At 64.9% G+C, this 12,115-nt stretch carries 17 protein-coding genes and 1 tRNA gene; 10 read left to right on the top strand and 8 right to left on the bottom strand.

Annotated elements, in window-relative coordinates:
* Positions 1–2 precede the first annotated feature (2 nt).
* On the bottom strand, positions 3–1,208 hold the full coding sequence (locus NQK81_RS24615; RefSeq protein ID WP_126736135.1) for an oxygenase MpaB family protein: 1,206 nt from the start codon (positions 1,206–1,208) through the stop codon (positions 3–5).
* A 111-nt stretch (positions 1,209–1,319) separates the two neighbouring features.
* Between NQK81_RS24615 and NQK81_RS24620 the strand changes: the two genes are divergently transcribed.
* The 4 genes from NQK81_RS24620 to NQK81_RS24635 all read left to right on the top strand — a co-directional run bounded on the left by NQK81_RS24620 (position 1,320) and on the right by NQK81_RS24635 (position 3,848).
* Positions 1,320–1,390: transfer RNA gene (locus tag NQK81_RS24620), tRNA-Gly, on the top strand.
* A 198-nt stretch (positions 1,391–1,588) separates the two neighbouring features.
* Positions 1,589–1,924 carry a UTRA domain-containing protein gene (locus NQK81_RS24625; protein WP_257483427.1) on the top strand — a complete coding sequence of 112 codons (336 nt, stop codon included), beginning with the start codon at positions 1,589–1,591 and terminating at the stop codon, positions 1,922–1,924.
* Between the two features lie 70 nt (positions 1,925–1,994).
* On the top strand, positions 1,995–2,657 hold the full coding sequence (locus NQK81_RS24630) for a YdcF family protein (protein WP_257483428.1): 663 nt from the start codon (positions 1,995–1,997) through the stop codon (positions 2,655–2,657).
* 126 nt (positions 2,658–2,783) lie between these two features.
* Positions 2,784–3,848 carry a hypothetical protein gene (locus tag NQK81_RS24635; RefSeq protein WP_257483429.1) on the top strand — a complete coding sequence of 355 codons (1,065 nt, stop codon included), beginning with the start codon at positions 2,784–2,786 and terminating at the stop codon, positions 3,846–3,848.
* Between the two features lie 157 nt (positions 3,849–4,005).
* Here the strand turns inward: NQK81_RS24635 and NQK81_RS24640 are convergent, their stop codons facing one another.
* Positions 4,006–4,167 (bottom strand): hypothetical protein, encoded by a 162-nt coding sequence (locus tag NQK81_RS24640; protein ID WP_257483430.1) that lies wholly within the window; start codon positions 4,165–4,167, stop codon positions 4,006–4,008.
* Between NQK81_RS24640 and NQK81_RS24645 the strand changes: the two genes are divergently transcribed.
* The 3 genes from NQK81_RS24645 (at position 4,166) to NQK81_RS24655 (ending at position 6,341) form a co-directional block, all read left to right on the top strand.
* Positions 4,166–4,393, top strand: a complete 228-nt coding sequence (locus NQK81_RS24645) for a hypothetical protein (protein WP_257483431.1) — start codon at positions 4,166–4,168, stop codon at positions 4,391–4,393. The genes NQK81_RS24640 and NQK81_RS24645 overlap by 2 nt on opposite strands.
* Positions 4,394–4,751: 358 nt before the next feature.
* Complete coding sequence (locus NQK81_RS24650) at positions 4,752–5,405, top strand: YdcF family protein (protein ID WP_257483432.1); 654 nt, start codon at positions 4,752–4,754, stop codon at positions 5,403–5,405.
* A gap of 447 nt (positions 5,406–5,852) precedes the next feature.
* Complete coding sequence (locus NQK81_RS24655) at positions 5,853–6,341, top strand: GNAT family N-acetyltransferase (protein WP_257483433.1); 489 nt, start codon at positions 5,853–5,855, stop codon at positions 6,339–6,341.
* A 1-nt stretch (position 6,342) separates the two neighbouring features.
* Here the strand turns inward: NQK81_RS24655 and NQK81_RS24660 are convergent, their stop codons facing one another.
* Together NQK81_RS24660 and NQK81_RS24665 are read right to left on the bottom strand one after the other, a co-directional pair.
* Positions 6,343–6,996, bottom strand: coding sequence for a hypothetical protein (locus NQK81_RS24660; RefSeq protein WP_126736146.1), 654 nt, complete (start codon positions 6,994–6,996; stop codon positions 6,343–6,345).
* 61 nt (positions 6,997–7,057) lie between these two features.
* Positions 7,058–7,459 carry a DUF4279 domain-containing protein gene (locus NQK81_RS24665; RefSeq protein WP_192747167.1) on the bottom strand — a complete coding sequence of 134 codons (402 nt, stop codon included), beginning with the start codon at positions 7,457–7,459 and terminating at the stop codon, positions 7,058–7,060.
* Between the two features lie 36 nt (positions 7,460–7,495).
* Between NQK81_RS24665 and NQK81_RS24670 the strand changes: the two genes are divergently transcribed.
* Together NQK81_RS24670 and NQK81_RS24675 are read left to right on the top strand one after the other, a co-directional pair.
* On the top strand, positions 7,496–7,888 hold the full coding sequence (locus NQK81_RS24670) for a pyridoxamine 5'-phosphate oxidase family protein (protein ID WP_126736148.1): 393 nt from the start codon (positions 7,496–7,498) through the stop codon (positions 7,886–7,888).
* A 34-nt stretch (positions 7,889–7,922) separates the two neighbouring features.
* Positions 7,923–8,450 carry a GNAT family N-acetyltransferase gene (locus tag NQK81_RS24675; protein WP_257483434.1) on the top strand — a complete coding sequence of 176 codons (528 nt, stop codon included), beginning with the start codon at positions 7,923–7,925 and terminating at the stop codon, positions 8,448–8,450.
* Here NQK81_RS24675 and NQK81_RS24680 read toward each other — a convergent pair.
* From NQK81_RS24680 to NQK81_RS24690, 3 genes are all read right to left on the bottom strand, one after another.
* A complete protein-coding gene (locus NQK81_RS24680) occupies positions 8,447–8,785 on the bottom strand; it encodes an MmcQ/YjbR family DNA-binding protein (protein WP_126736150.1) in 339 nt (112 codons plus the stop codon). The two genes, NQK81_RS24675 and NQK81_RS24680, sit on opposite strands and share 4 nt — an antisense overlap.
* Positions 8,786–8,894: 109 nt before the next feature.
* On the bottom strand, positions 8,895–10,580 hold the full coding sequence (locus NQK81_RS24685; protein ID WP_257483435.1) for a bifunctional metallophosphatase/5'-nucleotidase: 1,686 nt from the start codon (positions 10,578–10,580) through the stop codon (positions 8,895–8,897).
* Between the two features lie 83 nt (positions 10,581–10,663).
* A complete protein-coding gene (locus NQK81_RS24690; protein ID WP_126736152.1) occupies positions 10,664–11,140 on the bottom strand; it encodes a GNAT family N-acetyltransferase in 477 nt (158 codons plus the stop codon).
* 150 nt (positions 11,141–11,290) lie between these two features.
* Here NQK81_RS24690 and NQK81_RS24695 point away from each other — a divergent pair, with 150 nt between their 5' ends.
* A complete protein-coding gene (locus tag NQK81_RS24695; protein WP_257483437.1) occupies positions 11,291–11,938 on the top strand; it encodes a VanZ family protein in 648 nt (215 codons plus the stop codon).
* On the opposite strand, the gene NQK81_RS24700 is transcribed toward NQK81_RS24695, so the two are convergent.
* Positions 11,879–12,055, bottom strand: coding sequence for a hypothetical protein (locus NQK81_RS24700; RefSeq protein WP_185927304.1), 177 nt, complete (start codon positions 12,053–12,055; stop codon positions 11,879–11,881). The genes NQK81_RS24695 and NQK81_RS24700 overlap by 60 nt on opposite strands.
* Positions 12,056–12,115: the final 60 nt, after the last annotated feature.

Here is a 12,115-nt window from a genome sequence, read left to right on the forward strand (position 1 = left end):
AGTCAAGCGGCCTTCATGTGCCTGCCGTAGGTCGGGTCGAGCCCGAACACCTTGGTGACCTGCCGCAGGTAGTGGCGCCGTCCGGCGGCCCCGAGCAGCTCCTGGAGCGCCGTCGCGCCGGGCACCACCCGCCGGACCGTCTCGGCGGCGAAGTTGACGCCCGCCGCCGCGACCACGGCCGCCTGCGCGATCGGATCGTCGGGCAGCTCCAGGAAGTCGGCGTTGGCCTTGCCCAGCAGGAGCCTGCTGATCGCCCCGTGCCCGGCGACCGACACGTGCGCGAGGACCTTGCCGAGCGCGCCCCGGCCCTCGCCGATCCCGGCGTGGGATTTCATCAGCGCCGCGGCGAGCCGTTTGGAATCGTCGTCCGGGATGAACTCGGTGGTGGCGAGCAGCCACAGCAGACGCCAGGCGTCGTCCTCGCCGGCGGGCAGGAGTTCCTCGTCGACGCCCATCAGCCAGCCGACGTAACGCCAAAGGTGGAGGATGTCGGCGCGCTCGCGGGCGCTGTAGCGGAGCCCGAGCAGCTGCGTGCCGAAGACGTAGACGAGCGAGAAGAGCAGGAGCGTGCCCGCGGTCTGGACCTGGTTGACCGGCTTGTCCCAAGCGGCGTAATCCCAGTCCTTGCGGCGGTTCATGGCCGCGCGGACGTGCGCGTGCACGATCCGCACCCGCAACGCGGACTCGTACCCGCGCCCGCCGGGCACCAGCGCGCCCGGCGTCGTGACATGGATCCACCACGTCGCCGTCTCGACGAGCCGCCGCGCCGCCTTGTACTCGATCTCACCGGTACCGACGAGCGCCTTCGTGGCGCGCGATGCGAGATAGCCGCCCATCAGCGAAACGTCGCCGAGCGGGAAGAGGCCGAGCAACCCGGCGCGTGTGATCGCCCGCGCTCCGCTGTTGAGGCGATCCGGGTCGACCCAGTACGGCGTCGCCTCGACGTCGCGGAAGAAGGCTTCGAGCTCCTCCGGCGGACTCTCGACGCTGTCGATGCCTTGCCGCAGCGCCTGTTCGAACTTGGGTTGCGCGCCCTTCCGCAGCAACGGCACCAGCACGTCGGCCGCCGGGTCCTCGCGCTGCGCGAACTGCCGCAACCGGGCCACCTGGCGCTCGTCGCCCCTGATGTCGCCCTCGATGAACAACCTCGACGCGACCCGGAAGCCGCCTTGACGGAACAGTTCAGGATCAGGCAGCCGCTCGCCCATCCGGATCACCTCCGAGGTCGACAACAAGTGTTGTCACTTTCGGGGGCGACGTCAAGGATGGGGTGGGGCTTGGCAAGGGGAGATCCGGACCATGTATGCTGGCGGCGCACTGCGGATGTAGTTCAATGGTAGAACATCAGCTTCCCAAGCTGAATACGCGGGTTCGATTCCCGTCATCCGCTCTCATGCGAAAGCCCCAGGTCAGTGAATGTCCACTGTGGACCTGGGGCTTTCGCTTTGTCCGGGTGATCTTCCGGCTGGGCCATTAACGGGCCATTAGCCAACGGGCGCCGGCTGACCGCTCAGGCCGTCGTCATCGTCTTCCGCGCCATAAGGTCTTTGGTCGACGTGCCCGCCTTCGACGCCCAGATGTTCCCCGCGTGCCGGAGGTCATGGAAGTGCAGGCCCTTGAGCCCATCTTCGCCACGACCAAGGACGCCGGCAAGCCCACCCACGTACTCACCAGCTACTACCGCCCCGCCGACGTTGAAGGCACCCCCATCGTCGACCCGACACCCGGGCCCGCCGGACGAGGTGGCGGGTTCCTGGTCCTTACCTTGCAAGGCCTTGAGCCGGACACCATGACCGAGACCTTCTACGCGCAGACGCCGACGCCCGCCGAGGCCGAACAGCTCGAACTCCCCGCAGGCGAACCTGTCATGGTCCTGCAACGCCGCACGTACACCGAAGACGGCCGCGTGGTCGAATTCGCATGAGGCGTACACGCCGCAAGTCGCTTCTCCTGGACCTACACTTTCAAGATCCCCGACTGACCCCGGAGAACTCATGCCCGAGCGCTCGACCACCCTGCCGGACGACCTCCGCGCCGACGTCCAAACGCTCTGGGACTACCACAACATGCACCACGAACTCCGGCCCGCCGACGTGGGGATCGGACTCGGCAGCCACGACCTCGGCGTTGCCACCTTCACCGCGGAACTGATCCACGCCGGAATGCTCCCGCTCATCGTCTTTACCGGAGCCAACGCGCCGACAACCGTCGAACGCTTCCCTCGCGGCGAGGCAGTCCACTACCGCGAACACGCGCTTGAGCTGGACGTACCCGGTGACGCCATCCTGGTCGAACCCGAGGCGCGGAACACCGGGGACAACATCACGCTCACCCGGAAGCTGCTGGAGTCACGCGGCATCGAAGTCGGGTCAGTCATCCTCATCTCGCGGCCATACCAGCAGCGACGCGCATACGCGACCTGCAAGAAGCTCTGGCCAGAGGTCGACGTCATTTGCGCTTCGCAGCCACTCCCGTTGGACGAGTACATCGAGAGCATCGGCGACGTGGACCGCGTCATCAACATGCTGGTCGGCGACACCCAGCGCATCACCGTCTACGCCGAACGTGGATTCGCTATCCCTCAGGAAATTCCAGCTAGCGTCGCGAGAGTCAACAAAATCCTGATTCAGAAAGGTTACAATAGACGTTTGATCTAACCGCTGAGATCGATGCAAGAATGCATATTTCACCTTTTCATGCAACGAGATTTCACAAGGAGAACTTTGACTACTTGGACAGAGTCAGAGCTTTGCAACTTTGGAGTTGGCTGCTTCATCTTCAAAGTGGACCAATTCAAGGGGGCCGACGGCTGGTTTAAAACAATCGAAGACGAACTTGGGCAAATCGGGACAATTAAGGAACTGATACTCGACAGGGCCAACAACTTCTCCATGGGGAGCATGAGGCGAGTTGACGACAACGGAATCGGACAGATAGAAGAAGTAGAACAGCCGACAAGAGGATCCATATCATTCACTATATCGATTCCAGAGAGAATTCAACAGAAATTCAACCCGTACAGCGTGGCCGCTGGACGAAAATATGAAATTGGCACAGAATTTCAGGTCGATACCAGATACCTGTTCCATGGTCCGGTAACTTTTGTAGAATGCGTTAACGCCCCGCCGGGCACTCTAGCGTCGAGCGCCGTAGCACTAGTACGCGAGTATCTCAGGAGCGAACTTCAGAAGCTTGGTGGCACGGTCGAGCTTTTAGTGGTAGGACCTTCGCCCTTTCATGCCGACTTTCGAATCAAAACCATGCCAGGAGCTAAACCTGAAGAGTTCGACCCAATTAACATACAGAAGGCACGCGGATTTGATATCTGCACCTTTACATTCCATCAGGAAGCAGGGATTCCTCTTGAAATATTGAAAAGAATTTCCCAGAGCATTATTTCCGACGAATTCTCATTGTACTACGAACTAGTCCGGGATCGCGAGATTAGAAGTGATCAACTCCAGGGTATAGCGATCGATCTCGATATACTTGTCGACATGCACCAAACTCGCGGAATTAAAGGGGTATTTAGGAGACTCTTTCGATCCTCTCACAAGGCCCGAGAGATCATCCTTGATATCCTAACGGCAGAAGCGGCAGAAGCAAATGCTAAACGATCAAACACTCAGCAGTTAAAAGAACTAAAGGAGCAGCCAGGAAGATTGATCTACCAAGACAAGCTGCAAGACCAGATTGACACCTCATTTATCACAGAGCTACGCGCGTTGAAAGAATCCGCGTCAATGCTCGAATCTGGCAGAACTAAAGAATTCGAAGTGGCAGTCCTCTCTCTTGCAACTCTTCTTGGAGCAGCAAGTGGAGCTGTCGCTTCCTTGATCGCTAAATAGGCGAAACTATTTCCTGTTTTCACTCTAAATCAGGCGTACTCCCGTCGAACGTAAACAGCTCTGGACCTAGAATCTCATACTCCAGCTTTCGACTCCTCCGCAGTATTAGGCATGTCTTATTTTGGCTAGGAGTACTGCCGAACTTGCCTCTATGGGATCAAGGCGCCGCCAGCGGCGGCGCGCACGTCATCTCCCGTTCGTCGGCCCACCCGCTCGCGGGACGGACGGCCTGCCGCTCCACTCCGGCCGCCGCCCGCCGGGTGGGCTCGCCGGACCGGTAGACCGCACAGCGCGCCGCCGCTGGCAGGGTCGACCTCATGCCGACCTCAGACCGCTCCGCAGCAGAAGCACACGCCGTCGCAGCACGCGAAGCCCTCGAGCAGGGCAGGGGAGGCGCGGACCTGCTCCAACTGGCCACCGCCGAGGGACTCTTGGCGGTGTATCACCAGTTGAAGTACATGCAAGACGACTCGATCAGCCTCCGGGGAGCAGCCGACCTCGCCGACGCCATGGACACGCTCAGCCGCAAGCTTCCCGATCGCTAGGACGGCCACCCCGAAGCCGAATTATGACTACGGCCGGTAGCACCGCGTCAAGGCGGGAAAGTGTGCCTTGACCCGGCACCACCGTCCGCGTGCTGCCTTCGTATCGGGATGACGGGGGAGCGGCGGGCCGAGCCCAGGTCGTGCCATTAGCGTGCCATTCAGGCCGGTCAACCAAGGTCAACGGCGGGCACGACGAGACAGGCCCATCCGCAGGTCAGGGCTACTTTCCAGCATGATCACCCTGGTTCCCAAGCTGAATACGCGGGTTCGATTCCCGTCATCCGCTCTCATGCGGAAGCCCCAGGTCAGTGGATGTCCACTTAGGACCTGGGGCTTTTCCCTTTGCTTCGGAGTCCTGATGCCCCAGACCTTGCCGGACGATCTCCGCGACGACGTCCAGGCGCTCTGGGACTACCACGACATGCGTCACGAACTCCGGCCCGCCGACGTCGGCGTCGGACTCGGCAGCCACGACCTCGGCGTCGCGACCTGCGCGGCGGAACTGTTCCACGCTGGAATGTTCCCGCGCGTCGTCTTCACCGGGGCCAACGCCCCGACCACGGTTGACCGCTTCCCGCGCGGCGAAGCCGTCCACTATCGCGAACACGCGCTGGAACTGGGCGCCCCGGATGACGCGATCCTGGTCGAGCCCAAGGCGCGGAACACCGGGGAGAACATCACGCTCGCTCGCGCACTGCTGAAGTCTCGCGACGTCGAGGCCGAGTCGGTCGTTCTCATCTCCCGGCCATACCAGCAGCGACGGGCCTACGCGACTTGCAAGAAGCTGTGGCCTGAGGTCGACGTCATCTGCGCTTCCCGGCCGTTGCCGCTGGACGACTACGTCGAGAGCATCGGTGACGTGGACCGCGTGATCAACATGCTCGTCGGTGACACACAACGGATCACCGTCTACGCCGAGCATGGTTTCGCTATTCGGCAAGAAATCCCGAGCCGCGTCGCCGAGGCTTACGACCGCCTGGTCCAGGCTGGATTCAGAGAGCGTCTTCTCTGAAGGGATCGATCGATCGCGACGACCTGGCGCACGGCGGCGGCCAAGGCGGATAGGCCTCAGGCTTCCGAGCCGTGGGGCTCCCCGTGGCTACCACCCACTCGATCTCGGCCGGGTCACGCTGATTTGCTCGATCCGCCCCCGAGTTCGTGGCGGGTCAATTCCTTGGCACGCCGACCGAGGTCATGCTCGCCGTCGAACACACCTGCTGTCCGAAAGCGGCGCGGCGACTCAGCGTCCGGCTGCGCCTTGGCCGACTGCCGGAGCGGCGACAACACAGCAGACACGCGAACCGCAACCGAATCCGAGCTTCCGCTGGTCGTCATAGCCCCACCCTAGCCGCTGCCACGCAACCCGCCGATGTTCGGCGCCGGCCGGAGACGTTGGCGGATCCAGACCGATAACCGCGGCGCCGGTTATTGACTTCCCAGCATGATTACCGTGCCAGGTATGGAGATCCGGCAGTTCACCGAAGACGACTGGCCGCAGGTCTGGCCGATCGTGCGCGAAGTCGTGCAGGCCGCGGACACCTACACCTACGACCCGGACCTCACCGAGGACGACGCCCGCCGGACGTGGGTCGAGAAGCCGCCGGGCCGGACGGTGGTCGCGGTCGAGGACGGCCGCGTGCTCGGAACGGCCAAGATGGGGCCGAACCGCGGCGGGCCCGGGTCGCATGTGGCGACGGCCAGTTTCATGGTGGACAAGGACTTGCGCGGCAAGGGGGTCGGGAGCGCGTTGTGCGCGAACGCCCTGGAGTGGGCCAGGGGACAGGGATTCGCGGGGATGCAGTTCAACGCGGTCGCGGAATCGAACGTGGCCGGGATCCGGATCTACGAACGGCTCGGGTTCGAGATCGTCGGGACGGTGCCGGGCGCGTTCGAGCACCCGACGCTGGGACGCATCGGGTTGCACGTCATGTACTGCGACCTGGGCTGAGTCAGCCTTCGACGAGTTCCCAAGGCGCGTCGGCGCTCGGCCGGTCGTACACCTGGCCGGGCGCGGCGCTCAGCACCAGGGCGACGTCCGGGTACAGCGTGACGGCGTGCTCCATTTCGAGGGCTTCGACCTCGAAATCCTCGTTCTCCGGCACCTGGAAGCCGACGAGCAGCCAGCTGCCGTCGGCCTCGCGGACGACCTGGCGCACGGCGCGGGCCGGGGCGGCCGGGTCGGTGGAGATCTCGGCGAGTTCGGTGCTCACCTGGACTTCTTCCAGCGGCGACCCCGGATGCGTCCACGCGGCGAGGCGGGCGGCGCGTACCAGGAGGTCTTCCTCGTCGTCGTCCGAATCGGCGACCGAACTCAGCAGCCACGAGCGCCGCTCCGGGTCCCAGTCGGCGGCCATGCCGGTGGGGAGGCCGGCGAGCGCGGCGAGTTCGGGGATGAGCTCCACCGCTTCCCGCAGCGGCAGCGCGCCGAACGCGTCCTTGTTCATCTCCATGTCCTCGGAGAACTCGTTGCCGTCGCTGATGAACCAGTCACCGTCGTCGTCCAGTACGACGAACGCGAGGTTCGACGGATCCTCCACCAGCGACCGGGAGATGATCACCGGCGACTCGGGATCCTGACTCAACGGCCAGTTCTCGCTCGACATGCTGGGCTCCCAACGGGGTTGTCCGGCTGCAGGGCACCATCCCACCACGACCGGCGGAAGCTCATTCGCTGAGGTCGTACTCGTCGACGTCGAGCGCGGCGGCGGCTTCGGTGAGGAATGCGAGCACGGCGGGCGAGAGGTGCCAGCCGAACTCCTCGCCGCCGTCACGGTGATGGAAGTAGCGGACCACTTGCAGCACCGCGCTGGCCCCTTCGTCCACCAGCTTCCGGATTTCGGGGCGGACCGGGGCGAGCCTGCCGATCACGCTCTCGATCTGGTCGTCGACCGGCTCCGAACCGCGGTGCGTCACCTTCCAGGCGTGCATCCGCGGCAACCGGTGCTCGGCGGACCGCGAACCCAGTACCAGGACCTCGTCGGGCTCCATGCCGAGCCGCGCGGTGATCTCCCCGGCGGACACGGTTTCGCTCTTCAAGGCGAAGTAGCAGTACTGGTGGACCTTCATACGCCCGGCACCCTAGCTTTCGGGCAGGCTGACCAGGTGAAACGTGATCAATCGCTTATCGAACGTCTAGCGCGGGAGCGCAACGCCTGGTTGTGCACGCTCCGAGTGGACGGATCGCCGCACGTCACGCCGGTGTGGTTCGTCTACCTCGACGACGTCTTCTGGATCGGCAGCGGCGAGCGGAACGTGAAGGTGCGCAACATCGGCAACGATCCGCGTGTCAGCATCGCGCTGGAAGACGGCGACGCGCCCGCTGTCGCCGAAGGCTCCGCACGCGTCCATCGCGGAACCCTGCGCGAAGACGTTCTCGCGGCCCTGTCGGCGAAGTACGACGGCTGGGCGGCCGGCGTGGAGATCGAGCCGTTCGGCGCCAGGGTGCTGCTGGAAGTGCCCGTTAAGCGGTGGCTGCTCGCGGGGGTCGCCCAATAGTCTGGAAAGTCCGATACCGATCTTGGGATGGACGATGCTGACCGGTGAACTGATCCGTTTGCGCCCGCTGGAACCCGAGGACGCGGACACGCTGTGGCGCTGGCACAACGACCCGGAGGTCACCCGCTGGCTGGTCGCCGACCACCCGGAATCCCTCGCGCAGATCCGCGAACGCTTTGCCAACCGGAAGCCGAACAGCTTCAGCCAGGTGGACTTCGCGATCGAGAGCCTCGCCGTCGGCACGCTGATCGGCACCTGCACCCTGCGTGACGCCACGCCGGAGAGCGGCCGCGCGGAACTCGACATCTACCTCGGCGAGAAGGACCACTGGGGCGGCGGCTACGGCACCGACGCCATGCGCACGCTCTGCCGCTACGGCTTCGACGTGATGCGGCTGCACATGATCGCGCTGTGGGTCGTGGTCGGCAACGAGGCCGCGATCCACGTCTACAAGAAGCTCGGGTTCCAGGTGGACGGCAGGCACCGGCAGTCGTTCCGCGGCCGGGACGGCCAGTGGCACGACGAGTACCTGATGAGCCTCATCGAAGGGGAACTCCGCTAGTCGTTCAGTCCTTTCGTGAGCCTGGCGGGTGCCTTCATCCGCCAGGCCTCCTCGATGAGTTCGCGCAGCTGCGTCTTCTCGACCTTGTCCAGGTCGACGAGGATCGCGCCGTAGCCGTCGTAATGCGGCGTGGTGAAGTACGCGGGGTCGCCGGAGGCCAGCAGCGCCTCCTTCTCCGCGTGCTCGCACAGCAGCATCAGCCCGCCCTCGGCCTCGGTGCGCAGCCGGGCGAAGCTCTTGCCCGCGACCTTGAGCGACGGCGTGCGGTACGAAGTGGACTCCTCGACCTCGGGCAGCCTGCCCGCCAGTTCCACGACTTCTTCCCAGGTCGTCATGGCGGCCATTGTGCCCTGGGTCACTGACAAAACCACCCCGCAGATGTCAGGAAAGGGTCGTTCAGGACGAAAAACGTCAGGAACGACCCTTTTATGACACTCGTGAGGGCTACGGAAGAGCGGTGATCCGGTCCGCGGGCGGCGGCGCGATGCCCGGGTGCGCCCCGAAGTACGCGATCAGCGCGTCCAGGTCCACCGGACCACCCGACAGATTGGTCCCCTTCGTGAACTCGGTGAAGCCGTCCCCGCCGGCGGCGAGGAAGTTGTTCACCGAAACGCGGTACGACGCCGCCGGGTCGATCGGCGTGCCGTCGAGCGTCAGGTTCGAGACGCGTGCTCCCTGCGCCGCCGACGCCGAGTACGAGTACTTCAGCGACTTCGAGATCTGCAGGATCCGCACGACCCCGTTGGCCTGCCACTGCTGTTCGAGCACGTTCTTCAGATCCGCCCCGGTGAGCGTGATCGTCTGCATGATGTTCGCGAACGGCTGCACGGCGAACGCCTCGCCGTAGGTCACGACACCGTCGCCCTCGCCGGCGGGCGACGACGCGTAGGTGAAGTCCGTGCGGATACCGCCCGGGTTCGTCATGGCGATCTGCGCGCCGTTCGACTTCGTGGCTTCGAGCTGGGCGTCCGCGATGACGTCACCGAGCGGCGATTCCCCGGAGGGGGCCCCCTTGGCGGTCAGATCCGCGGTGATGGTGCCGACGGCCTTGTTCGCGATCGGCGCGGCCTTGGTCTTCGCCTCATCGATCAGCTTCAGCACGTCGGCGTCCGGCGTGACGTCGCGGGTGACGATCTGGTTGTGCGCCTTGGTGTCGCCACGGACGACATCGAGCGTGCGGCGGTCGATCTTCAGGTCGACGACCGACAGCAGACGACCGAACGACGCACCCTGGATCACCGGGCGCGGTTTGCCGTCGGGGTCGTTGATGACGCAGTTGTACTGCTGGTGGCTGTGCCCGGTGAAGATGGCGTCCACTGTGGACGTCACCTTCTGCGCGATAGCGGTCGCCGCGCCCGGTTTGACCTTGCATTCGTCGGGACCGGCGGTCTCGGAGTTGTCGCCCTGGTGCAGCAGTACGACCTGCGCCTTGACCCCGAACAGGTCGAGCAGCTTGGCGGTGCGGTCGATCGCCTGGACCTCTTCGCCGAACTTCAGGCCCTTGATCGCCTCCGGGGTGACGACCTGCGGCAGATCCTTCAGCGTCGCGCCGATGACGCCGATCGGGACGCCGCCGGAGAACTCGATGCTGAACGGCAGCAGCGCCGGGAAGCCGTTCTCGTAGTACACATTGGACCCGAGGAAGGGGAAGTTCGCGCCCTTGAAGGACTCGCGGAACTGGCAGCCGTCGGTCGGATGGCAGCCGCCGTGCTGCATCCGGCGGAGTTCCTTGAGTCCTTCGTCGAATTCGTGGTTGCCCACCACGGAAGCCTCGACCCCGAGCCGGTTCAGCAGTTCGACGGTCGGCTCGTCGTGGAACAGCGCCGAGATCACCGGCGACGCGCCGATGCTGTCACCTGCCGACAGGACGACAGAGTTACGCACTTCGCCGCGAAGCTTCTTCAGGTGCGTCGCGAGGTAGGCGGCACCGCCCGCATTGACGGTTTTGCCGTCGGGGAGCGTGACACGGCCGCTCGAACCGGACGGCGGTTCGAGGTTGCCGTGCAGGTCGTTGAAGGTGATCAGCCGGACGTCGGTGGTCGCCGACGTGGCGGACGCGGGCGCGGCGACGGCGGCCAGCGCGGTCAGCGCGGCACCGGCGACCACGGCCAGCCGGGTAGAGAGTTTCATGCTTCCTCCGATTCGCACGGCGGAGGAGTCTGCCTTGCGGATTTGACCTTCACCAGGGGAGAAAGCATGACGATAGGCAAACGTCACATGGCGACAGGCAGATAGAGACGCTCACGCCGCCGGGTGACGTCGTTCGGCATCGGCTCCAGTTCCCCCGTCGCGATGAAGCCGAGTTTCAAATACAGGCGCCGCGCGTGATCGTTGTCCTCCGCGACGTGCAGCCACACCTCGCGCGCGCCGTCTTCCTCGGCGGCGGACCGCACTTCATCCATCAGCCTGGTGCCCAATCCCCGGCGGCGGGCTTCGGGCGCGACCCACATCGAGTAAAGGATCCAACCGTCGTCCCGCGCCCGTCCGGCGACGAGACCCACCGGACGCCCGTCGTCGAAGGCGGCGAACCAGGCGTCCCCGGCCAGCTTCGCGAGCCACTCCTCGTCGGACTGCGCGCGTTCGGCCGCGGCGATCGAGCCGTAGTTCTCGGGCGTGTCCGTCAGGGCACGAAGGCGGATCTCACGGAAGACGTCGAGGTCCGCGGGGATGAGCCGTCGCACGAGCACCATCCGGGCAGAATCCCACGTCCACCGGCGGAGCAGGGAACGAATATCGCCGATCGGCCAAGATCGGGGTCGGCCACTCGGCCGATCCGGCCCCGCCGGCGGCGGCCCTTCGACCGAAGTGGCCGCACCCGCCTGATCCATAACGTCGTGACCATGACGAACGCACAGGTCACCGCCCTGCAGTACGGCTTGATCGCCTTCTTCGCGCTCTGGGCGACGGTGCTGATCCCGCAGCTGATCGTCCTGCACGCACGGCACGGCCGGGTGCGGCTTCGTCCCGTCCTGACCACGGCCGCCGTGCTGCTCTACGCCACCATGGCCCTGGCGGTGACGTTCCTGCCGCTGCCCGGCCCCGGTGTCAAACGGCTGAGCCAGACCGTGCAGCTGAACCCGTTCCAGTGGGTCGCCGACATCCACACCGAACTGCTCAAGCACGGGCTGCCGATGGCCGACTGGTTCACCACCCAGACCTTCCAGCAGGCCACCATGAACGTGCTGCTGTTCGTCCCGCTCGGCTTCTTCGCCAGGACACTGTGGAAGCGCGGCCTCATCGGCACGACACTGATCGGGCTCGCCGCGTCGCTGCTGATCGAGGTCACGCAGCTGACCGCGAACTTCGGCACCGCGCCCTACGTCTACCGGATCTTCGACGTCGACGACCTGCTCAACAACACCGGCGGCGCGATGCTCGGCTGGATCGCCGGGGCGCTGCTGCTCAGCCTCGTGCGGAAGCCCGCTCCCTCAACGGTCGAGATGCAGCCGCCGCGTGGCGAGCGGATCGACCTCGCCGAGGTCCGCTAGCCTCGCCTGTCGTCGCTGGGCCGCGCGCCGCGCGGCCCGCCGGTCTTCCGCGATCACCAGCACGGTGGCCACCACGAAGATCAACGCGACCAGGCCGAGGATGAGCGAGAGCTGCAAAACGCCTCCTCGATACGACCTTGTGTGCGAGATCACAAACAGTACGCACATCGTGGTGAG

The organism is Amycolatopsis roodepoortensis, from assembly GCF_024628825.1.
Taxonomy (GTDB): Bacteria; Actinomycetota; Actinomycetes; order Mycobacteriales; family Pseudonocardiaceae; genus Amycolatopsis; species Amycolatopsis roodepoortensis.